Annotated in this window: 17 protein-coding genes; 10 read left to right on the forward strand and 7 right to left on the reverse strand. The window is 41.1% G+C overall.

Translation table 11 applies throughout. The features are described 5' to 3' along the window. Positions 1-186 precede the first annotated feature (186 nt). The 5 genes from DCO56_RS25935 (at position 187) to DCO56_RS25955 (ending at position 8540) form a co-directional block, all read left to right on the forward strand. Entirely contained in the window at positions 187-3177 is a 2991-nt protein-coding gene (locus tag DCO56_RS25935; RefSeq protein WP_108636591.1) for a SusC/RagA family TonB-linked outer membrane protein, read from the forward strand. Between the two features lie 18 nt (positions 3178-3195). Beyond that, complete coding sequence (locus DCO56_RS25940) at positions 3196-4755, forward strand: RagB/SusD family nutrient uptake outer membrane protein (RefSeq protein WP_108636592.1); 1560 nt, start codon at positions 3196-3198, stop codon at positions 4753-4755. A 27-nt stretch (positions 4756-4782) separates the two neighbouring features. Next, positions 4783-5739 (forward strand): glycoside hydrolase family 43 protein, encoded by a 957-nt coding sequence (locus DCO56_RS25945; RefSeq protein ID WP_108636593.1) that lies wholly within the window; start codon positions 4783-4785, stop codon positions 5737-5739. A gap of 51 nt (positions 5740-5790) precedes the next feature. Next, a complete protein-coding gene (locus DCO56_RS25950; RefSeq protein WP_108636664.1) occupies positions 5791-7800 on the forward strand; it encodes a hypothetical protein in 2010 nt (669 codons plus the stop codon). A gap of 206 nt (positions 7801-8006) precedes the next feature. Continuing rightward, positions 8007-8540: a hypothetical protein gene (locus tag DCO56_RS25955; protein WP_108636594.1), complete on the forward strand. Its 534-nt coding sequence runs from the start codon at positions 8007-8009 to the stop codon at positions 8538-8540. Between the two features lie 7 nt (positions 8541-8547). On the opposite strand, the gene DCO56_RS30135 is transcribed toward DCO56_RS25955, so the two are convergent. The 5 genes from DCO56_RS30135 to DCO56_RS25975 all read right to left on the reverse strand — a co-directional run bounded on the left by DCO56_RS30135 (position 8548) and on the right by DCO56_RS25975 (position 14475). Continuing rightward, on the reverse strand, positions 8548-8745 hold the full coding sequence (locus DCO56_RS30135) for a glycosyl-4,4'-diaponeurosporenoate acyltransferase CrtO family protein (protein ID WP_219929459.1): 198 nt from the start codon (positions 8743-8745) through the stop codon (positions 8548-8550). A 76-nt stretch (positions 8746-8821) separates the two neighbouring features. After that, a complete protein-coding gene (locus tag DCO56_RS25960) occupies positions 8822-9346 on the reverse strand; it encodes a GNAT family N-acetyltransferase (RefSeq protein WP_108636595.1) in 525 nt (174 codons plus the stop codon). Between the two features lie 169 nt (positions 9347-9515). Next, the gene (locus DCO56_RS25965) at positions 9516-10724 is read right to left on the reverse strand and encodes an MFS transporter (protein WP_108636596.1); all 1209 of its coding nucleotides are present in this window, start codon (positions 10722-10724) and stop codon (positions 9516-9518) included. Positions 10725-10813: 89 nt separating this feature from the next. Further along, on the reverse strand, positions 10814-11731 hold the full coding sequence (locus DCO56_RS25970) for a helix-turn-helix domain-containing protein (RefSeq protein WP_108636597.1): 918 nt from the start codon (positions 11729-11731) through the stop codon (positions 10814-10816). A gap of 83 nt (positions 11732-11814) precedes the next feature. Beyond that, positions 11815-14475, reverse strand: a complete 2661-nt coding sequence (locus DCO56_RS25975) for a family 78 glycoside hydrolase catalytic domain (protein WP_483881777.1) — start codon at positions 14473-14475, stop codon at positions 11815-11817. 854 nt (positions 14476-15329) lie between these two features. Here DCO56_RS25975 and DCO56_RS25980 point away from each other — a divergent pair. Both DCO56_RS25980 and DCO56_RS25985 read left to right on the forward strand, forming a co-directional pair. Next, positions 15330-15776, forward strand: coding sequence for a nuclear transport factor 2 family protein (locus DCO56_RS25980; protein WP_108636599.1), 447 nt, complete (start codon positions 15330-15332; stop codon positions 15774-15776). Positions 15777-16247: 471 nt separating this feature from the next. Next, entirely contained in the window at positions 16248-16877 is a 630-nt protein-coding gene (locus DCO56_RS25985; protein ID WP_146191141.1) for an HD domain-containing protein, read from the forward strand. Between the two features lie 182 nt (positions 16878-17059). Here the strand turns inward: DCO56_RS25985 and DCO56_RS25990 are convergent, their stop codons facing one another. Further along, entirely contained in the window at positions 17060-17815 is a 756-nt protein-coding gene (locus DCO56_RS25990) for a hypothetical protein (protein WP_219929451.1), read from the reverse strand. A gap of 51 nt (positions 17816-17866) precedes the next feature. Beyond that, complete coding sequence (locus DCO56_RS25995) at positions 17867-18391, reverse strand: GNAT family N-acetyltransferase (RefSeq protein WP_108636601.1); 525 nt, start codon at positions 18389-18391, stop codon at positions 17867-17869. Positions 18392-18918: 527 nt separating this feature from the next. On the opposite strand from DCO56_RS25995, the gene DCO56_RS26000 reads away from it, so the two are divergent. The 3 genes from DCO56_RS26000 to DCO56_RS26010 all read left to right on the forward strand — a co-directional run bounded on the left by DCO56_RS26000 (position 18919) and on the right by DCO56_RS26010 (position 24429). Beyond that, complete coding sequence (locus tag DCO56_RS26000) at positions 18919-19503, forward strand: RNA polymerase sigma factor (RefSeq protein ID WP_245935921.1); 585 nt, start codon at positions 18919-18921, stop codon at positions 19501-19503. A 101-nt stretch (positions 19504-19604) separates the two neighbouring features. Next, positions 19605-20777, forward strand: coding sequence for a FecR family protein (locus tag DCO56_RS26005; RefSeq protein ID WP_108636603.1), 1173 nt, complete (start codon positions 19605-19607; stop codon positions 20775-20777). Between the two features lie 214 nt (positions 20778-20991). Continuing rightward, positions 20992-24429 (forward strand): TonB-dependent receptor, encoded by a 3438-nt coding sequence (locus tag DCO56_RS26010; RefSeq protein WP_245935922.1) that lies wholly within the window; start codon positions 20992-20994, stop codon positions 24427-24429. The last annotated feature ends 6 nt before the right edge of the window (positions 24430-24435 follow it).

The following is a 24435-nucleotide window of genomic DNA, read 5'->3' on the forward strand; positions in this document are numbered from 1 at the left end:
TAAAAGATGTATAAACTGGTCAAAAAACGGGAATGACTTATTTTTACCATTTTTTGGATCATATCTGCTATTTTGTTTCTGTAACGCCTGTTACATTTGAAACAGGTTTAAAGCTAAAACCCGGCCATGGGTTCTTGTCTTTGCCTTTTTATAAATAACCAGTTTTATACGCTAATAAATCAAATTATGAAGGGAAAATTTTTCATTCTTTTCTTGTGCTTGCTATCCTTTGCAGTAAAGTCACAAACGAGTAACCTTCAAGGGAGGGTATTGAATGAAACGGGACGGCCGTTGCCGGGTGTAACCGTTACCATAAAAGCATCAGGAACCGCAAAGACGACGGACGAAAATGGCCGTTATACAATTGCTGCCAGTAGCGGGCAGGAGCTGATCTTCTCTTTGATTGGTTTTCATTCCAAAACAATTTTATTTAACGGTGAATCAACTTTAGATATCACGCTTCAGGAAGAAAATAAAGACCTGGAAGAAGTCGTTGTGATTGGGTATCAGACGATCAAAAAATCGGATCTGACGGGCGCCGTTTCTGTCTTTAACCCGAAGGAGATGAAAAACACCACGGTAACAGGGACTGTAGGGGATGCTTTGGCGACATTACCCGGGCTCAGTGTACGCACGGCAGGCAATCCGGGAGCAGAGGGTAAGGTTGAGATCCGTGGTACCGGGACATTTGGGTCAAGCACTCCTTTATATGTCGTCGACGGGGTTGTATCGGGAGCAAACCGGGATTTTAATTTCAATGATATTGAGAGTATCCAGGTACTGAAAGATGCCTCCGCTGCTGCGATCTATGGTTCTAGGGCCGGGAATGGTGTTATCATCATAACAACCAAACAGGGTAAAGAGGGGCAGATGAAAATCGAACTTTCCTCCCGGGCCACCGCACAATGGCTGCCACGTTACAATTTAGCCGACCGAAATCTATGGCTAAGTTTGAATGATCTGGCATTTAGCAATGGCAATAGGCAATCGGCCAACCATTTCGAGGGCAATACTGATTGGCAGGAAGAGGTATTTAAAACAGGCTGGCTGCAGGATCAACAGATTGCTTTCTCAGGTGGAAGCAAAGAAAGCCGTTATTATATTTCGGGTAATTATCAGGCCAACACAGGGACGACGATCGGAACATCCAGTAAACGTTTTACGCTACGCTCCAATATGTCTACTTCACGCAATTTTGGAGAACATGTCAAATTAAGTATCGGCGAAAATATCGTGCTGAGTAATTTTAATGTACATGAACTCAATACCAATCCCATAGTCGATGTCTATCGTATGCTGCCAACCATTCCAATCTACGATGAAAATAACGCCGCCAAAGGAGGATATGGTATTGGTGATGGGAATCGGGATGTCACCTTTGGAACCAATCCTTTCGCCAAAGAGGATTTTGAGCAAACGGAAAATGGCAATCTGCGCACCAGAGGAAATGTATTTACCGAATTGGAATTGTTCAAGTCATTCAAATACCGTTTTAATTTTGGCTTTGACCTGAGTAATGATCGTCACATGTATCTTCGAAAAGAAGGTTTCTGGACCTACAACCAACCTTATGATCCTTCCTCCTTAAATAAAAACCAGGCACAATACCGTGGGTTGGTGTATGATAATACCTTAGAATATGCGAAAAAGTTTGACAAACATGATGTCTCTGCCGTTGCGGGTATCAGTTATCAAACCTCCAATTATGAACAGCTTTGGGGAACGAAAAATAATGTGCTCATGTCGGGAAAAAACTATTTTACCAACTTGGATGCTGCACTGGACAACCCAAAGACTGGCAATTATCAAGATCTCGAAAAATTATTTTCTCTCTTTGGCCGGGTTAATTATGCCTATGATGATAAGTATCTGTTTAGTTTTACCATGCGCCGGGACGAATCATCCAAGTTTAATCCAGATTATCGGGTGGGCTATTTTCCATCTGTCTCCGCAGGCTGGCGTATAAGTAAAGAAGATTTTTTTCAGGTACCTTGGATCAATGATTTAAAGTTGCGCGCCAATTATGGTGTTTTGGGTACTTCCAATATAGGTGTTTGGGACTGGGTTTCTTTCATCAATGTATTTCCGCAGGTCGCTTTTGGAATTGATCAGACCGTTCAAAACGGGATGACCCAAGTTAAACTGGCCAATGCCGATCTCAAATGGGAGAAGGTCGCGCAGTTGAATGCCGGATTTGATGCCCAGCTATTCTCCCATAAGCTCAATCTATCCCTGGATTATTTTATCAAAGAAACCAAAGATGTATTGACACCGATGCAAATCTTGATGGCTACAGGCAACAACGGCGGAAATCCTTATGTGAATGCTGCCTCCCTACGCAATACAGGTATCGAACTTGCAACGCAATGGCGTGATAATATTGGTGAATTTGGTTATCAGATCGGCGTCAATGCATCCTATATCAAGAATAAGATCCTCAAATTAGGATATGACAAAAAGGAGTTTACGCAATGGGATACAAAATCCAAAGTTGGTAGCTCCATCGGTAACTGGTATCTGATCAAAACGGATGGTCTTTTCCGTTCAGACGAAGAAGTACAGGCCTATAAAAATAGCCAAGGACAACTGATTCAGCCGAATGCCAAACCAGGTGATGTTAAATATATTGACTTTAACGATGATGGACAGATTACAGATGCCGATCGGCAGTATTTAGGACGAAGCATACCATTATATCAATTGGGGATGAATCTAGGCCTAGAGTACAAAGGTTTCGATTTTCAGGTACAATTGACAGGAGCATTTGGCTTCAAATCCTTTAATGGGCCACGCAGTGCGTACGACCGTTTTGACGACAATTCAAACTACCGTGCCGATTATGATCCTTGGACTCCAGAAAATCCCAATGCCAAAGACCCGCGTCCTATTTATGCGGATTCCCGAAATGTTCGCGGCGATCAAGACCGATGGTTGGAGAATGGAAATTATGTTAAGGTCAGGCAGCTCGCTTTAGGGTATAACCTGCCGCGTACGTTGTTAGGAAAGACCTTGAAGCAGGTTCGGTTTTATGTTAATGCACAGAACCTGATCACCTTTACCTCCTATCGTGGGCTGGATCCCGAATTTTTGAATGGCAATATTTGGGATCGAAGCTATGATGGTGGCGCATTTCCAAATGCCAAAGGTTTCACTTTCGGAGCCCAAATTACTTTTTAAACCTAATTTTTGAACGCAATGAAAAAGCTACTCTATATTTTATTGGCGGCGAGCCTGATGCAAGCCTGCAAAGTGGATGTGGAAAATCCCAATACCATTACTGTTAAGACCTATTGGAAAACCGAACAGGATGCAGTACGTGGGGTCAACGCAGTGTACAATATGTTCTATAAACCGGGTACCTTTAGCCGCTGGATGTGGTTTCGTTTGGATCTTACCTCAGATGAAGGATTTAGTCAAAGTCCCTGGGCCGAACTTAAAGAATGGACACAGTTTCGGTACAATAACTACAACTTCTGGGAAGGAAATGCCTGGACCTATCGCGATTGCTACGAGGCTATTTTCCGGGCAAATCAAGTGCTGCATTATACCCCAGATATTACATTTGCCAATCCATCTGATCAAGGACCGATTCTTGGACAAGCCTATTTCTTGCGGGGACTATATTACTACTACCTTGCGCTATTATGGGGTGGTACCAATCCCAGCCTTCCAATTGTATTGGAGCCTTCAACCCCGGGAATTCAACCGGAAGGCCATACCGAAGCGGATGTTTATGCGCAGGCAATCGCAGACTTTAGTAAAGCAGCAAGCTTATTGCCCGAAGTATGGGGCAGTTCCGAAAAAGGAAGGGCAACTAAGGGCGCGGCATTGGCTTTTCGGGCAAAATCATATATGCAACTACATCAATGGAATGAAGCAAAGTCAGATTTGGCTTGGCTGGTAACAGGCGCCGGAAAGGGCTATTATAATTTGACAGCCAATTATTTTGATAATTTCGATAAAGCGAAAGAGAATAATGTGGAATCTGTTTTTGAGATCCAATATTCAGACGCCAATCCCTCCCCGGCGGGCGATGGTGATTTAGACGTGGGCCCCAACCTAGGCTTGAACCGTGGACAATTTTTTGCCCCTCCGGGCATTGGTTGGACAGATGGTGAACTTCGGCCCTGGTTAGTTGATGCATTTAAGAAAGAAAAGAATATGGCCAATGGATTTGATATACGGTTGCGGTATACGGCATTTTATAATGGTATGCAGGACGACTTTCCGAATAATAACAAAATCTATCGATTGACAAGTGATGCGGCCCAGTGGAGTAACTGGCCGGGACGTGTCTTTTTTAGAAAATATGGGTCTGATTACTTCCGTGATTTTGATGACTATTACAATCCAACAAATGTGCGGTTAATTCGTTTTTCCGACGTGTTGTTAATGTACGCAGAATGCATTGCAGCCTCAAATGGTTCACTGACGGAGGCTGTCGCGCTTGTCGACCGTGTACGTGAACGTGTAAATATGCCAAAATTAGCTTTAAATTACCCCGGTGCAACTACCGATAAAACCGCATTCCTGAAAAGATTGCAGACCGAAAGGGTATTGGAACTGGCTACAGAAGGACATCGCTGGGCAGATCTAAAACGTTGGGGGTTGGTAGATTCACAAGAAGGACTTGCCGAATTGAAACAAAGGGATGCCGATTTTAATAATTTTACCCTAGGGAAACATCGTTCGCTACCGATTCCCTCAGATGAGGTCAACAATAATCCAAATGTAAAGCAAAACCCAAATTATTAATGGCTAGGCCGTATAAACTTTATAGGAATGAAAAAACTAATTTATATCTGTTTACTGTTGCTATTTTCACTTTATAGTTTCAGCTGCTCAAAATCCGAAAAGAGTGATTTTTTATTTGAACCAGCCGTGCCATTGGGCGATCCATTTATTCTTTTATATGAAGGCACCTATTACGCTTACGGGACAAATGCCGAAAATGGTATCGAAGTGTATACTTCGGATGATCTTCGTTATTGGAGCAAATCCAATACACTGGCATTGAAAGGTGAGGATTCCTGGGGTGGACGTTGGTTCTGGGCGCCAGAAATCTACTATATCAAGGATAAAAAGAAGTTTTATATGTATTACAGCGCTAATGAACATATTTGTGTTGCGACGTCAGATTCCCCGTTGGGACCCTTTCTTCAAGAGCCAAAAACACCCATGCTAGCAAGTGAAAAGGCCATCGACAATAGCCTGTTTATCGACAATGATGGCACAGCCTATCTCTATTTTGTCCGTTTTAATAATGGGTCGGCCGTGTGGTCGGCGCAACTTGCTGCTGACCTGAAAACGATCAATGATAACACCCTGAAACAGCATATCGTGGTATCACAGGAATGGGAAAAAGTGTGGGGACTGGTTAATGAAGGTCCGTTTGTCATTAAACATAATAACCTATATTACATGACCTATTCGGCAAATAGTTACGAAAGTCAGCGTTACGGTATTGGCTTGGCCACGGCAAGTTCCCCCACGGGGCCATGGACAAAATATGCTGGCAACCCAATTCTGCAGCTGCCTGCGGATTTAGTCGGTGTCGGCCATAATGCACTTTTTCTGGATAAGGAAGGGAAGCTCAAAATCGTCTTCCATGCGCATCACAACAAAGATAGTATCCATCCACGGGCCATGTATATTGCAGATGTTAGTTGGACAACGGATGCGGTTCCCCTCATGAAGATATCCAGCGAAATTATCCGTCCGAAAATAAAAAGAAAATAAACCAGCAAAATGTATATAGCCAGAAATGGGTACTCAAAAACAATCATTCGAATGAAAAAACACTTTTTAATTTCCTTATTACTAGCCGCAAACGCATATGCCTTGAGGGCGCAGGAGATGAGCCAGGCGATCCTATTAAAGTCGCCCGGCAATCCGGCCAAACGTTTTGAATTACTTGACAAAGGTGGGCAGACACTGGAATCCACGGAGACCATGCCTGTTGACGTGACGCAGACTGTCGTCAAAAATGAGGGAAAAACTATTGTAAAGGTAGTTTTGACCGCCAAAGAACGTGTGTACTTTAATTTTGAAAAGACATTTAAAATTAAAAAATATACACATGCCGAAAGCGAGTTTCTGATGCCGGGTTTTTGGTACCATAAAAATTTGCGTTCACCGCAGGAAGCCCCTTCTTTTAAATCCAGCGATAGCTGGCAGGTAAGGGAAGATCGCCTTAGTACACCTTTGACCGGCGTTTTCAATGCGGCATCCCATACTTATTATACTGTTATTCGATTAGATAAAATAAACCAGGATGCCTTGACCACACATCAAGGTGGAGAGGTGATTTTAAGTGGTAAAACTGATCTTGGATTTACTGGATTTAAAAATGTGGATGGAGCCTCAGCTTTGGTATTTGGCTTTCCTTATCACGAAGCACCTAAGACTTATCTCCGAAAATTGACCTTAGCTCCCGAGGTTGTTACCTTTGAAAAACTTGAAAAAGGTGAAACAAGACAGCTTTCCTGGGAGATCAACGAAGGTAAAGCCGATAATTATGGTGATTTTGTATCCAAGGTATGGACTTATTCCTACGACAGACAGAAGCCGTCGAAGTTTACGACTGCTTATACTCCGGATCAAGCCAAAGATATTTTAGCAAATTTCTTTAAGGAGAGTTATGTCGGTGAAAAAGAACTAAAATATTATTCAGGAGTACATATGCGGACAGACGATTGTAAAAATACCGGATCTGCAGAAGTCGGATTTGTAGGACGTGTGTTGCTCAATGCATACAATGCGCTTGAATATGGAGAAGCCCATGCACAGACTCCATTGGTCCGTAACGCTACAGCAATATTTGATAGCTACCTGCAACATGGATTTACAGCAAATGGATTTTTCAGGGAGTTTGTTGATTTTACACACAACAGCGAAACACAAGAATTCAGTATTCGGAGACAGTCAGAGGGGATCTTTGCGATACTTAACTACCTCAGTTACGAAAAGAAAAGGAGTAGAGAGCATCCTGAATGGGAACAGCGCGTTAAAAAATTGCTTAGCAACTTCGCCAAGCTCCAGCAGTCGGATGGAAGTTTCCCACGTAAATTTGACGATCAGCTGCAGGTGAAGGATGGCAGCGGTGGTAGTACACCTTCAGCGACAGTGCCTTTGGTTATGGCTTCCGTCTATTTTAAACAGGGCGAATATCTTCAACAGGCGCAAAAATCCGCAAGATATTTAGAGCGGGAAATCATATCTAAATCGGATTACTTTTCGTCCACCTTGGATGCTAATTGTGAAGATAAGGAAGCCTCATTATATGCTTCTACAGCAATGTATTACTTGGCACAGGTAAGTAAAGGAAAAGAGCGGCAACATTATTTGGAGCAGTGCAAGAAAGCAGCTTACTTTTGTCTCACTTGGTACTACACCTGGGATGTGCCTTTTGCCGCTGGACAAATGCTGGGCGATGTCGGTTTTAAATCCCGCGGCTGGGGAAATGTCTCCGTAGAGAACAACCATATTGATGTTTTCATCTTTGAATTCGCTGCTGTTCTTGATTGGCTTGCCAAAGAAACCAAGGAACAGCGGCTCGCTGCTTTTTCGAGTGTGATTAAGAGCTCCATGTTACAGTTGATGCCGGTTAAGGACCATCTTTTCAATATCGCTAAGGTAGGTTATTATCCAGAAGTCGTACAACATACAAATTGGGATTATGGTAAAAATGGAAAAGGATTTTACAACGATATTTTTGCGCCCGGCTGGACCGTCGCTTCACTCTGGGAGTTGCTAAGCCCATCCAGAACGGAAGATTTTTTGGCCGCAGCGCAAAAATAGTAATAGTAATTTTGTAAAGTAGTAGTGTGTTTATATAGAAGCCATGTCGTGAGATGTGGCTTTTTATGTACGAAACCTTGTGGGAATAAAAACGCAATAAGGCCTTTTTTGATGAATTGTCGACTCCTGCTATTGAGGTATAAATGTCCAGTTAATATGTTAAGAAAAAAATATGTATTTTTAGCTATATCAATTCTTACAGCATCATGATCCGCAATGTTTTAAAGAATATTTTTACCATCATTTCGGTGCTAATCGCCCTGAGTTCATGCAAAAATAAAAAAGCTGAAACATTCGATGCTCTTCTTACAGCCAAAGAATCCCGGGCGTTTTCGATGCTCGTGGGCGAGAATGGTCTGGAAACAATCAAACTAAATCAGCTGATAGCACAGGAATATGGTCAGGCTTTACATACCATTGATCAACAGGAGCTGGTATTTGATTCCATTATTAACGATATTAAGAAGGCAGACATTGTTGGGCTAGTAGAAGGAAAAGAAGTTCAGTTAGAAGCTATAAATTACTATAGGTCTTTAAAGGATCTTTTTATGTTTAGTAGAAAAGAAATAGAACAGGAGAAATTAATGCGTAGCGGAACAAAGGAACTGCAATATGCTGCACAGGATCAGCTGCTTGTACTTGCCCGAGAAAAACAAATTCGCTATCAACAGGTCTATAAAAGCAGTGAAAAACTTCATGCCAAAAAGAAACAATTTGAAGCTGAAAATGGGCTTAAATAAGATGTTATTAAACGCCTTTATCTAAATCGAGCATAGCGGCAGTGCCGTTTTGATTAGGCGAAGTGGTCATGTTAACGGTCCGGTTTCGTTTACTTAACTTGAGTACCCTTTCTAGTCTTGGACGATTGAATCGCTGGAGAAGAATTGAATAGACATGCAGAATGATATTAATAACAAAAGTGACAATGATTTCGTAACTCCGTATTTGAACGCAACAAAAGCATTAAAACCCAGGTCTGCACGGTTTTTTTAGGTTATTCGATCGAGCTTTTATATATTAATCAACTGCTCCATTCTTCTTTTAGTATTGCCATAATAAGTTTATCATGAAATTTATTGTCTCTATAGCATGCTTGGCGCATCTTGCCCTCGAATTTGAAACCTGCATTCGTGTATGCTTTCACAGCAGCATAGTTGGGTTCAGAAACAGTAAGCATAATGCGATTGAGGTTCAGTTCTTCAAATCCACTGGCAACAATTAGTTGCGTTACTTGAGAGCCTATACCTTTCCCCCATTGATTGCGGTCTCCTATAAAGATAAAATACTCGCCAAGCTTGTTTGCGGTCGAAATATTACAGATCCCAGCATAGCCAATAAGTGTATTTGAATTAGCGAGAAAAATGCCCCGGTTATAATTTTTTGAATCGTTGACCACAGAGATAAACCATTTATCGATTGCTTCTCTCGTATTTAAAGATTGAAATAAAGAAAGTGAATATTTAATAGCGTCGGGATCGTTGAGCCAGGTATAAAATGATGTGACATCCTGGATTGATAGGGGCTTCAAAATTATTGCTGTGTCCATTTATTTGATATTTTTTCTCGCATTAATAATCAGTTATTAATACTTAAGGAACATTTTTCAATTCTAAATGTAAAAAATAGTTCGATTTCTTACAATAGAAAGTAATGTCGACATGTTTAAAAATAATAGAATATTTTATCTCTTCTCAACATCGGTCGGACTGCTTTGATCAATTCTTTTGTTCAGCGTTAACTTTCTGTAATTTCCACATAAATAACATGATAATGATCAGGAAGGTCGAAAAGATAAAATAACGCCAGGCCAGCCCATTTTGCGTTGTCACTTTCCCGCTTATCGCAACAATGAAGTTGGATAGCGATGTTACAATATAAACCATTCCACCCATTAAACCGCCAGCAGTACCTGCATGTTTTGGGAAAAATAACATGCTAGTGGTAAAAAAGCTTGTAAACAAGACGCCCGAAATCGTATGAATAAAAAATGCAAAACCGACCATAATATATAGATTCTGTTGAAAGATGCCGACCACCATTAAAGCGATAATAAGAAATGCCTGCAATAGAACAGGAGCAATCACACGGGGAACGAAGTCAAGATGCATGCGCTTTTTTGTGATAAACCCACCGATCATCCAAGAAAAACCAAGTATCAAGGTACAGTAGCCAATTGTAACGGATGAAAAATGAAATGCATTTTCGATAATAAAAGGTCCTGTAATATTGAACAGCATAACGATGGAGTAACTAAATCCCAATACCAAAATCCCTAATATAAAACGCCTATTCTGTAACATCATTTTATACAGGTTCAAGTTGTCCCTTAGGTTGATTTTTTTCTTTTCGGCAATGCTTTCCCCACCATAAAGGATTTCAAACAACAATAAGCCACTGGCGTAAAAAGTAAGAAAATAGAAGTTGGCTTGCCAATTGAAAATTTTTTCCAGATAGCCGCCCAGAAATGGCGCAAGTATCGGACCGCAGGACCAGACAATAGTAAAGTAACTCAGGTAATTCTTTAATCGCTCACCGGCATAAAGATCCACGAAAAGCGCACGCGTGGCTACCACCAGAATGGATATCGCCACACCTTGGACAACTCTTAACAGACAAATGAAAAATACGCTGTCTGTATGCGCTATCAATAGGCTGCTTAGTATCAACAGCGTCAAGGCCAGGACCTTGGGGCGATAGCGGCCGATACTGTCAATAATGTTGCCTATAAATAACTGAGAAATACCATAACTGAGTAAATAGCTTGTTAATGTCAATTGAATATCTCGCTCGTGAAGATGTAAACTTTTAGCCATTGCCGGAAACGAAGGCAGGTAGATGTCCGTTACAAACCCAGAAAGTGGCATGGATACAAATGCCATGAACGTAACTAGCTTAATGCGGTGTGCGGATGCTTCTCTCAACATTGTCTTGCTCTTTTTTATGAAACAAAACTAGAGACTTTTTTGATAGCGTTAGTACTATTTGACAAAGTAAAAATTACGAAAATCAAATATTACTTGTTTTTCTGTCTGAATTTAAGTGGGGATGTTCCCGCATTTTTTTTAAAGAAATTGTTGAAATGAGCTGGTTCTTCAAACCCGAGTGTATAGCCGATCTCAGCTACATTCCAATCGGTGTAGATTAATAGATTTTTAGCTTCTTCAAAAATTTTTCTTTTGATAATTTGCGTAGTAGTAAGATTAGTAACCGATTTGACAGAAGCATTGAGGTGGTTGACATGAACATTCAGCTGTCGGGCGAAATCTGCCGCTGTATGTAAGGCCAGCGGATATGCAGGGGAGTCTAGGGGAAACTGTTTATGCAGCAGTTCGTCGAATAAACGGTACATACGGAGGCTTCCGGATTGATCCTGTGGGGCTACATCTTCCACTCGCCATTCCAGTGCAAGGTGGAGAATTGCAGCTAAATTGCTCTTGATCGCGCTGCAGCGCAAAGGATAACCGGAGTTATTCAGACGGAACATATTATCAAAAAAAGTTGTGATTAGGTTTAATTGCTCTGCATCCAGAAAAACAATCGGCTTACTCCATTCTTTGAATAAGGAGGTCTTTTTAAAAGGTTCAAACGTTTGACTACCAGTGAAAAACTCTTGATTGAATAAACAAAAGTAGCCTTCTTGTTCATTTGTGTCACAGACCCAGCTATACGGAATATTCAATGCCGGTAAAAAAAGAGCCGGCCGATCGATATACAACTCATGTGGACCATATTTAAACCAACCTTTCCCCAAGATTAGACTGATCTTATAAAAATCACGTCTATTGTAAGGCGTTTTAAAATCACAGTACTTACGGGGTGATATATTAAAATGTGATTTTCCGAGCTCCACATCTAATATTGTCCCGTCGTTGGCATGCAGATGGCTTAATCGCTTATAATAATCTTGTATGGTCTCTAACGTTTCGCTCATGATTTTGCAAAGTTACAAAAATCAAATGTAATCTTTTTTGTTGATCGTCATGTGTGCCACTTATAAGGAGATTTTAAAAATTGTTATTCAGTTTTACTTTCAAAATGATAGGTTCCCGAACCGATTTCTTTTGTAGTGTCGGGCAGTATTACTTTTGCATTCGTGTTTGCAGGTATAGTGACCTCAAGTTTTAACAATCCGTTTTCTAGTGTCCATGCCGATTTTACCGGACCATATGGGGTTTCTAATGCTGCGGCGGCATTGGTTATTTTACCACCTGGTTTGGGTGCGATGACAATAGCTTTGTAACCCGGTTGTTCGGGGACCGAATTGATGCCCGCAATCGTTCTGTACATCCAGTCCCCAATTGCTCCATATGCATAATGGTTGTAGGAGTTCATATCCGGTGTTTGAAAAGAACCATCCGGCTTAATCCCGTCCCATCGTTCCCATATTGTTGTTGCACCCATTTTGACGGGATAAAGCCATGAAGGATAGCTTTCCTGCATCAGGAGATCGTATGCTACATCATTATGGCCAAATCTGGTCAGCACATGACATAAATAGGGGGTACCCAAAAATCCTGTAGTGAGATGAGTCCCATAATCACGGATGTTCGCTACTAAGCGATTTGCACATGCTGCTCGAAGTTCTTCGGGCAACATATCAAATTGTAGCGCTAGGACGTAAGCCGTTTGTGTTCCAGAAACCAATCGTCCCGTAGCTGTCATATATTCCTTCACAAAAGCGGATTTGATATTTGCCAGCAACGCGCTGTACTTCGCGACATCTTCCTGTTTGCCCAATACTTTAGCTGCATTGATCAATAATTGGGTAGAATGTGCATAGAAAGTCTGGGCAATCAGGTATTTATCTGTAACTGCAGCTCTTCCGTCATTGTCATCGTTAGGACGGTAGAAAAGCCAGTCTCCAAAATGAAAACCGGAGTTCCAAAGATTATTTTTGGCCACGGAAGAGATATAATCAACCCATTTTCGCATACTCTCAAACTGTGTTTCCAGCAACTGCCGATCACCATAAGCCACATACATATCCCATGGAATAATTGTAGCTACATCTGCCCAGCCTGCTGATGCCCCATCATTCACACCCAGTACATTGGGGATCACATGGGGGATTGAACCGTTGGGCTGTTGATCGGCCTTCACATCTTTAAGCCATTTGGTGAAAAATCCCGCAACATCCATATTGTAAGCCGCTGTATTGGCAAAGGCCTGTGCATCACCCGTCCAACCTAGACGCTCATCACGTTGTGGACAATCCGTGGGTACATCTAAAAAGTTTCCCTTCTGTCCCCATTGAATATTATGTTGTAGCTGGTTCAGTAGACTATTGGAAGTAGCAAATTTTCCGGTGGTCTCCATCGCAGAGTATAGCGCGACAGCAGTAAGGTCTTCGGTTGTCAATTCTCCCGGATAGCCCTCGACCTTCACATACCTGAAGCCCTGAAACGTAAAATGAGGTTCAAAGACCTGTTCGGTATTCTCCTTTAAAATATAAATATCCTGTGCCTTTGCAGATCTTAGGTTTGTGGTATAAAAATTACCTTCTTTTGTAAGTACCTCAGCATGGCTCAATGTGATCTTAGTTCCGGCGGTACCCTTGGCTTTAAGCATGACCCAGCCTACCAGGTTTTGTCCGAAATCCACAACGGTCTCGCCCGCTGGTGTTTTAAAGACTTTAAGTGCTTTGAACAGTTCATGCTTTTTGACCGGCGGGCCGCTCATTGCGACAAGTTTTTCCGACCCTTTCTCCATTGTGCCGACCGCATTCCATTTATTATCCTCCTGATAGCCAATATTGTCCCAGCCGCTTATTTCCATTCGGGCATCATAGATTTCACCATCATAAATATCTGATGCCATAATCGGTCCGTAAGCATATTTCCAACTTTTATCGGTTTGGATTGTTTCCATCGTGCCGTCTGTATATTCCATTACAAGCTGCAAGAGCAATCCGCGCGTATCGCCATAAAAATTGTGCTGATTTCCAAAGCCAATCCGTCCCTTATACCAGCCGTTTCCCAGACTAACTCCAAATACGTTGGAACCGCTTTTTAAGATCGTGGTTACATCATAAACCTGGTATTGCAAATGATCCTTGTAACTGGTCCATCCCGGAGCAAAATAGGTATCGCTGACGCGCTGACCATTGATACGCGCTTCGTACAATCCCTTCGCGGTCACATAGGCAATTGCCGATTTAAGCTTTTTATTAACGACAAATTCTTTTCTGAAAAGAGGGCTTCTTGCCGTGGTATCTTTTCCGGCCACTTTGATCCATGTCGCTGTCCAATCCGTGGGGCTAATGCCCATGTGAAAGAACGCGGGTTCAGACCAGGCGGAAGTATTGCCATGATTGTCTTTTACCCGAATTTGCCAAAAATATCTTTTTTTTGATTGTAATGCAGCCCCCTCATATTTAATCAGTACCGACTGATCACTCGATACCGCCGCTTTCCATACCAGATCTTTTCCCGCATTCATCGCGGCTTTATCACGACCTACTCTAATTTCATAAGCGGACTGTAGTGTATTTTTTACCGAAGAACTTATCTTCCAGCTGAACCGGGGACTATCGGTTTCGATTGCCATAGGATTTTTAAGGTGTTCTACTTTAAGGTCAGTTACGCTTAATTTTTGGGCAAAGGTGCTGATGGAAATTATACATATAAATCCTGACATCATAATTTTTTGAAGCAGAGTGTTTATAAATGGTGCCATATTTTAGGATTGAGGGTTAACCGAAGATCCGGAATGATTCACTATTATCACAAATAAATTTGATATAAGTGTCATGTACTATCCTGTTTGTTTTTTTAAAAAATAATTGCGCATCACCATAAAAGAAATTGGTTAGTAAAAAGGAGGCAACTTTCGGCGGTATGTACGGCTTAAATGGGGATATACGGCAGTATTTGATGTTAATAAGGTTATCGATGGGCCTCGCGTTATTCTACTCCAGTTGCTATTGAATTACTTCTAATTTGGCCTTCTTGCACCTCAAAAGAGGCCTGATCAAGCATAAATCCCGATCGGCCTTTAAGTCCTCAAAATTTACAGTATTAAATGTTACTTCTTATTCTATAGTGGGTAAACTTTTGTTTGTCCCTGATGCATAAATTACAAATGTATATTTCCCTTTTTCAATAGAAACATCTTGTTGGCCTTTTCCCTTTGTAAAGGATTTTGTTTCTTGATAAGAACCCGTAGTGTGTACAGATGGATGGAGGCAATTCATCGTAAGCTTGAAATGATATATAGAAACCGGTAAGGGAATCCCTTTTGTTCAGCCGCTTCTTACTTCATTATTTTAGCTTTTTTGCTGCTTTAATATTATAATTTTCTGCCAGCTTCTATTTGCTTTTAGTTTTGACCACAGTATTGCTTTTAGATCTGTTTGATTCGCAAGACCTTCTTTGGTAATGATTGCATTTTAAATTTCGCCTCCCTATTTCCTTCGTTTACCGAGTTTTTATATCCGTTAACCTAAAGCCAGTAGGGCTGGCGACAATTGAGTTGTAGTTTTGAATCAACAAATATGAACAACGGAACGAATATAATAAAATCAAGATATTATGAAAGCATTAGTAAAAACATTCCTGGCGGTAGCAATGATAGCAGTATCTACCTTGGCTATTGCAGCAGATAAAACTTCTCCAAAATCGGAAAAAGCCATAGTTAATCTATTCACGGCAGACATTGCTCTGAACCACTATGTTGCGGTGATCACTGAGGGAGAGTCAACAGATTTAGAGCAATTATTTACAGCAGATTTTAGCCAGAAGATCCAATCAGGAAATGCAACAACAAATGATCGCAAAGAAGTTGTCAAATTCCTGAAAAAGCAGCGCGGCGAGAAGCTCAACTGTAAAGTGAATACCCGGATTATCGAAGAGTCAGCAGACTATATGGTTGCGAAAGTAACGATGCAATTTGAAGATTTTACCAAGACAGACCTCGTGACTTTAATCAATGATCATGGCGCTTGGAGAGTGTCCGGCTCTGTAAATACCTATAAATAGGACAAAGAATCAAAAGCTAGTAGTGAGTCAAGTTAGCTCATAGCCTGACTATTAGTGAATCATAAGTTTATAAGTTTAGTTTAGTGGCCACGTCGTGAGATGTGGCTTTTTGTTTTTTCACCAAGTGAATTGGCTTAATGAGATAACCAATCGGCTAGCACAGTTTCTTACCTGCGAAGCGATTGATCCATTGTCAATTCGCTGGTCTCAGTTGCAAACGCGGGCTTTATAAAGTTTCAATGTTGGTATATGGACTTTGTTGGTATATGTACTTTCCGATTGGGCTTGATCGCATATATATTGAATGTCCACCAGCTGTCTTCGGTTTTAGCATATACCGGACAGCTTGTTTTCGCATTCCGGTTTACAAGTTTTATATGATGAACATCCGCCATTTTTTTATTCCTTTTTAAAGTTAACTACATAAATTGTTTGAAAAGAATATACGCATAAAAATAGTTAGCTTTACTTATGATAGTTGATCACTTAAAAATGAGAGCGGTATATTTTTCGTGCTTGGAGCCATATACCGATGATACCCCACTATTGGAGTTATGTTGGAATGAAATCACAGCATCATATTCCGATCAGCGAAGAGGCTACCATACGTTGGCACATCTGCAACATTTTAGCCAGCAGTTGGATCTTTGTAAACACAAATTGTCAGATTTTCCGACAGCCAATTTGGCCATGATTTATCATGATATAGTATACTTTATGCTGGATGGCACTAATGAAGAAAAAAGTGCATTGGTTGCGGTGGATCATTTACGTAGATTGAACTATCCATCAGATTTGATCGACACCTGTCGGGAGATGATTCTGGCAACAAAAACACATTCAGTGAATAGCAGTTCTGATATCAATTATTTTATTGATGCTGACATGTCTATACTGGGGGCTGATAAGGTATCTTATGCGAAATACGCCGCTGGTATCCGTAAAGAATATGGAGATTCAATTTATTTTGATGCGGGTAGAAAGCGTGTTTTACAAAGTTTTCTTGCCATGGAAAAGATATTTAAAACGGATTTTTTCTACGAAAAATATGAAGAACAGGCCCGTCTTAATATTCAAAGTGAAATCGACGATTTGAGCTGAATTTCTAGCTACTGCTTACCGCCCAAATTCTGCCATTCACCGAGTTTTCTTTTCCATTAGTCTAAAAGAGTATAGACCGGGGCGCAGTAAATTGTCGTTTTGGATTAGCAAACATGAAAGGAAAACATCATGATCTTAACAGCAATCCCAATTAAACCATACTTTATCAAAATCTCTGTTTTTTATTCCGCTATCAATGTTCCCCCTTGCGTTAAAATTTTTTGCTTGTTTTTTTTGATAACAAGTGTAATATCCGATGCATCTTTTTCCGCTATAATATTTCGATAGATAGCATAGGTATAAATCCCGTTGGTAAAAGTGATGACATGATTACCGCCGCTTCCTTCAAAATCCAGTTTGCCGTTACTCAGGATAATGTCAGGTGGCATGTTTTCTTTTCTTCCGATCTTCCACGAAGCATACCTGTATTTTCCGTTGGCTAATTCATCTATTCTGATCAGGTATTTTTCGGACCTTATTGTATAAACTGGGTTTTTGAATTGTTTTAAAGAATTGTGTATGTGTTCTTTTTGTTTTTGAATCAGTGTTTGTCTTAATTTTTTTTCGAATGGACTCTGATAGTTTACTGCTGTTATTTTTCCTGCTTCGCTATCTATCCATAGTGTGCCATTGTCGAGCATGATTCCCCGCCAGCCAACTTCTGTCCATTGTTCTGGTTTTGAATGTGCAATCAGATCCACAAGTGTCTGATCAAAAACCTCATGAAACCTTTGCTTGAATTCCTTCGGATTTTTTATCGCTGGAATGGGGTTTTCCCGCTTCAAGGGATAGTTTATGACCGTTGAAATCTCATCTATGTTTTTTTGTTTGAACAGTGAGATAATATGGCTGATGTTGGCTTTTTTTGACGCATCTGAATCCTGTGCGTGACCAAAGCTATAAACAAATAGCGCTACAATTAAAAAGCTAAATTTCATCTGTTCCTTTGTTATCTGGTATGTAAATGCCTATGAAATTAATAAATTAGATCAGTAATGATCAGTTGAGATTTCCTGTTCGGTTTTATTTATTCCGTAAATAATATTGTCTAAAACGTCCGGATCAATTTTATCAGCGACCAATTTAAAACCCAGGCGTTCCAGCAGCTTTTTGGAAGCTATGTTTTCGCGATGTGTATACGCTTCAATTGCCTCAATTCCCATTTCATGAAAAGCATATTTTAATAGGGCCTTTACAGCTTCACTCATTAATCCTTTACCTTGGAATTGCGGAAGCAATTCGTAACCAAGTTCTGCATATTTTTTGCTCCAGTCAATATTCCATAAGGTTATAGTTCCCACAAATTCATTTTTATCTATTGTTTTAATTGTGAAATAGAATTTATTTTTTCTGACCATTTCAATAAACTGTCTTGTCTCTTCAAGACTTTTATTGAGATCTCTTCCGATGTATTTAGCAATCTGGGGATTGGTCCTGAGATTGTGCATATTTTGCAAGTCGGGCAGTTCGACAGTTTTTAATAGCAATTTCTCTGTTGAGATAGTAGTTTCCATATTCAGCAATAGTTTTATATCTTGTTCAAACAAAAAAGTGTCAATCTGAATGTATGTTAGGATAGTTGATTTAATTGTTATTATATAGATGAAGTTAGTTAATTGGGCTTAATGTTTCTTCTATTTTGTGTTGTTTTTATTTTCAGTAGTCATTTTTGTTCGATACCTTGACAGTTCTTCGCTTTCTGTTTTGTAATTTTCTCCCAAAATAAGCAAAACCGTTTTAGTTTTTTTATATTTGTTTTACTCAATCCTATGGATGTATCAATAGTTCTGCTCGAGCCATGCTAGGGTCTCAATTTTTTGGAAATGCCGGCACGATCCTTTTACTTATTCTAATAGAGATCTATGGTACACGAAATAGGAGAGGGGATAACCAAATACAATAAAGCTTTAGCATTTTACTTTTCAACGAAAGGGATAGTTCTTGCTATTTTGACGACAATATATGAGAAAAGAGCAAGATTTGGCAATCCGTTATTTATATTTTCACTTGAGTGACTATGTATAAACCGAAATATGATCATATGGAAGAAAAAGAGATGCTGTCTGACTTGCGTTTGGGCAGCCAAACTGCCTTTCGTCAGATTTACAGTTTGTACAGTGGTCGTATTTACCTCAATATTCGTAAAATGGTCAAATCCGAACAGGATGCTGCAGAACTTTTACAGGAAGTATTTATAAAAGTATGGGATAAGCGCGAGCTGATTGATATCGAACAGTCTTTTCGGTCTTATTTATTCCAGATTGCAAAATACACGGTATATAACTTTATCCGCAAAAATAATCTGGAGAAACAGATACAAGCCTATCTTAGTCTCCATAATACACAGCTCTATACCCATGTAGAGGAACAATTAAACGAAAAACAGGACGAACAATGGTTGTCGCAAACGATCGAACAGCTTCCGCCTCAACGCAGGCTGATCTATAGACTTTGTAAGATCGAAGGGAAAAGCTACGCCGAGGTGAGTACCTTGTTAAGGATATCTACTTCAACAATCAACGATCATATCGTAAAAGCTACAAAATATATCAAAGAAAGGCATGGTGTTTTGGATAAGTCAACGCTATTGATAGCTTCTTTTATACTCCTCCAGCAGCATCAATAGCTACCGTTTTCTTTAGGCTGAAAAAAAGTAAAATAAAATTACGATCGGAGCAGATGATGTCTGCTTTTGAAGTGTATTAGCTAAAAAGAAGATAACCAATTGTGGAAAAAAAATTACTTCAATATACTTTGAGGCAGTATATACGAGGGGAGCTTAGTGAGGAAAATTCCCGTGCTTTTCTTTCCTATATAAAATCTGGTGAAGATCGGATACTGCTGCAGGAACTGATACAGGATGTTTTGGACGACCCGGTCGATCAGGGATTGCTTCACGACCCTGAACTATTGGCGATATTGAACAACACCTGGGAGCAATTGCACCGTCAGATAAATAAACCCAAAACGAAACCAATGTGGTCTCGAAAAACTATCGGTGCCGTTGCCGCCACAGTCATTGGGATCTTGTTTGTTGGCTGGTGGACTTTTAGTGGGGTACAGCATAAAGTGCCGCGGCAGTCTACAGCAGAAGTCATATCGCCCGGAAAACAATCGGCTACCTTGACCCTGGCCAATGGCAAACAGATTCATTTGCAGGAAACGATGGATGGACAGATTGCGGATGAAATGGGTATAAAGATCTCTAAAAGTAATGATGGACAGTTGATCTACGAAGTCGGGAAAGATATAGACGATGATACCGGCTACCATATATTATCAACAACCAAAGGTGAAACTTATCGTATTAAGCTACCTGATGGTACGCAGGTGTGGCTCAATGCTGCTTCCGCCCTTAAATATCCAATACGCTTTGCTCTGAAGGGAAAAAGAGAAGTGGAATTGACTGGCGAAGCCTATTTCGAAGTAGCGAAGGATACCAGACATCCCTTTGTTGTACACACTGCGGGTCAACAGATAGAAGTGCTGGGTACCCACTTTAATGTGAACAGTTATTCTGACGAACCGGCACTGCGGACCACACTGTTGGAAGGTCGGGTCGAAGTCTCTTCCCATCATCAAAAACTACGTTTGCTACCAGGACAACAGTCAAGTCTCAGCTCCAATGGAGTACTAAAATTACAACAAGTGGATACCGCGCCAATCGTTGCCTGGATAAATCATGAATTTATGTTTGACGATGATGGTATCGAAAGTGTCATGCGTAAGATAGCGCGTTGGTATAAAGTCGACGTGATCTTTCAGGGGAAAAAAACAACAGAGAAGTTCGGTGGCGGCATTTCTCGTTTTGATGATGTCAGGCAAGTCTTAAATCTGCTGGAAAAAACGGGAGCAGTCCATTTTCGGATCGAGGGGAAAACCCTCTATGTTCTTCCATAAGTATTCGTTAAATATTCGATTATAACTCATACCCTAAAAATAATATGATGAAAAAACATAGACAAAACGAATAGCGATCCCTGTGGGATACAAGAAAGCAACCAAGATCCCGGGGGACTCGGTTGCTGTTTGGGACAATTAATTTTTAACTATCCAATCTGCAGTATGTTTATGTTTTGGACGACTCGAACATACTGCGAATCAAACCTTGCAAATGTATCAAAATTATATCAGAAAAAAGGAGATAGCTTATCTGCTATTCCGTAAACTATGGCTTATTATGCGATTGACGACCATAATTATCTTGGTTACTTTTATGCAGGTTAGTGCTTCAACCTTTGCACAGAAGGTAACATTGGAATATTCCAATATGAGCCTTAAAAAAATCTTTAAGGAATTAAAGTCACAGACAGGATACAATTTCCTTTATACAGAACGGCAAATGTCAGTAGCCCAACCCGTCAATATAAAAGTAAAGGAACGGATGTTATCGGACGTACTGGTTCAGATCTTTAAAGACCAGCCCCTGTCGTATCAATTGGACAATAAGACAGTTGTCATCCGTGACCGGCCACAAGCAACGACGATACCGTCATCGGCGCCCTCCGCGGCAGGATCAAATCAGGAAACGATCAAAGGACGGGTAACCAATGAACGCGGTGAAGCACTTGCCAACGTTTCTGTACGCGTCAAAGGGAATGAATCTGCCGGAACCTCTACCGCTACCGATGGTAGCTTTACGATCCGTAATCTTTCTCCGAAAGCGACCTTGATTTTCTCTTCTGTCGGATATGATCAATTGAGTATGGATCTCGCTTCCATGCGTGCAGAAGATCTGGCGCAGTTGCAGGTCGTAATGAAAAGTAGCAATAGCCAACTGGAAGAAGTTATTGTGATCGGATATGGTACCACCACCCGGCAACGATTGGTTGGTGCTGTCGATCAGATCGGTGCTAAGACCTTTCAAGACAGACCGGTTGGCAACGTGACACAGGCCCTACAGGGAGCTTCGCCAAGTTTGACCATTCAGCAGAAAAGCATGGATCCAAACGATAATGCAATGAACATCAATATTCGCGGGATATCAACGGTAAATAGCAATGCGCCTCTCGTGGTGATTGATGGAATCATTACCGAAGGTGGAACGTTGAACAAGATCAATCCAGACGATATCGAGACGGTATCGGTACTCAAGGATGCGGGATCTACAGCTATCTATGGTTCACGTTCGGCCAACGGTGTCATCTTGGTAACGACAAAAAGGGGACGGCAAAATCAGAAACCTAGCGTTAACATCGGAACACAATGGGGGGTACAACAGCCCAAGATCTTGTTTTCTCCCGTTAAAGGCTATGAAAATGCGACGCTACGCAACCTTGCGCTCACCAATTCAGGAATGGATCCTCAGTTTTCACCCGAAGCGATCGCGGATCTGTACGCACATCAGGATATTGAACAATGGAATTTACCTGAGATCATGAAAAATTCCTTCCAGCAAAAATATAATATCAGTGTCTCCGGTGGTGGTGAAAAGAGTTCATATCTATTTTCGGGGGGCTTTTATAATCAACCAAGCAACTTTGTGGGACAGAATTTCGGGATAAAACGCTACAATCTGCGGACTAACCTCAGTACGGAGATCGGTCGTTTTAAACTGACCTCGATTTTAGCTTATACACGTAATAATAATTTAGGAAATACAGCCGGAAGTGCCATTATAAATGCTTCCCGTCTACCTTCGTATTATTACTATCGGATGCGGGCCGATAATGGCAAATACCTGGTCAATAATGCCCTGACGGATCAGAATCCGTTGGCTGAACTTAACGAAGGTGGTTATGTCAAAAATGACAATGATTATTTTAACATCAACTTGAATCTGGAAGCGAAACTGCTCGATGGTTTAAAATTGCGTGGTATCTTTGGTGCCGATATTTACGCCGACCATCGTTTTATTCGACGTATTCAGGTACCCCTCTATTCTGACCCAAATGCACTGCAGCCACAGGTCTATGTCAATTCGGATCGCAATACCGAGGACTTCAATGAAAAAGCTTCCCTGTTGAATTTCCAGTTGTTGCTCGATTATGACAAAAACTTTGGGAGCCATCACGTCTCGGGTTTGATCGGCGCATCCAATGAGTCCTATACACGTAGGCAAAACGAACTTAAAATGAAATTTACCGATCCTGTGCTGGGGACACCGACCACCGGAACGGTTATCGATCCTGCAACTGCACGAGTTACACCCAATGGTACTTTACAAAATAGCATCAATTCAATCTTCGGCCGTGCCGGATATGATTTTGAAAGTAAGTATTTTGCAGAATTCAGTTTCCGTTACGATGGCTCTTCCAAGTTCTCGAAAGCAAACCGCTGGGGCTTCTTCCCTTCTGGATCATTAGGCTGGCGCGCCTCAGATGAGCAATTTATGAACTGGTACAAGGATCATGTCGGAAGTCTGAAGATCAGGTCAACCTATGGTGTACTGGGAAATCAGGCCGTGGATGATTATTCCTATTACTTCACTTATGAATCCTACCCGAACAGTTATGGATTTAATAATAAACCCGTCGCCGCTGCTGGGTTTAATTATGCCAGCCTGGATTTGCGCTGGGAGAAAACCTATAATTTTAATATTGGGCTTGATGCGACTTTCTTTCAGGATAAGCTGACCGCCAGTTTTGATTACTTTAAAAAACGGACAGTCGATATTCTGATGGCACCACAGATCCCCTCTACCTTTGGGACTTCATTAAAAAACCAGAATCTGGGCGAAATGAACAATGAAGGCTGGGAGATCAACCTGACTTATCACGCAACCACAGGAGCGTTTCAACATCAGATCAATGCCAATATGGGGGACAGTCATAACAAGATCGTTTCGATGCCCGGAGATGACCGGATCTCAACCGTGGATAATATTACCAAACTGACACGTGTCGGTCTTCCCTATAATTCCTATTACGGTTACAAAATGGCCGGACTTTTTCAGAATATCTCCGACATAGAAACCTCGGCTCTGCCAAGTGGCATCACTGCAGCTGATTTGCGCCCCGGAGATGTCAAGTATGTCGACCGAAATAACGACGGCATCATCGATGCGCGGGACCGATTTGTCCTGGGCAATGGTTTTCCCCGCTTTACATTTGGGCTGACCTACAATCTTAGCTACAAAGATTTTGACTTTAGCATGTTCTGGCAAGGGGTGGGCAAGCGTGATATGATGATCCGGGGTGAACTGATTGAACCGTTTCATCAGAATTATTCGTATGCCATTTATCAGCATCAACTCGATTACTGGACACCGACAAATATCGATGGACAGTGGCCTCGGCTTACCGCAAATGGGTCTACAGCATCGACCAACAACTTTGGGAAAGATTCCGATCTCTACCTTTTCAACGGAAAGTATGCACGGCTGAAAAACCTGCAGATAGGATATAGTCTTCCAAAAGGAGTTGTTTCAAAATTAGGGCTACAGCGCGTACGCTTTTTTGTCAACGCCCAAAATTTGCTGACCTTAAGCAAAAACTCCTGGATAGACCCCGAATCTTCTGAATTTGATTCCAACATGGGCGGGTCTGCCAATAGCGCCCGTAACTATCCAACGTTGAAATATTATGGGGGCGGATTAAATATTCAATTCTAATTTTTG

It is taken from the genome of Sphingobacterium athyrii (assembly GCF_003071065.1).
Lineage (GTDB): Bacteria > Bacteroidota > Bacteroidia > Sphingobacteriales > Sphingobacteriaceae > Sphingobacterium > Sphingobacterium athyrii.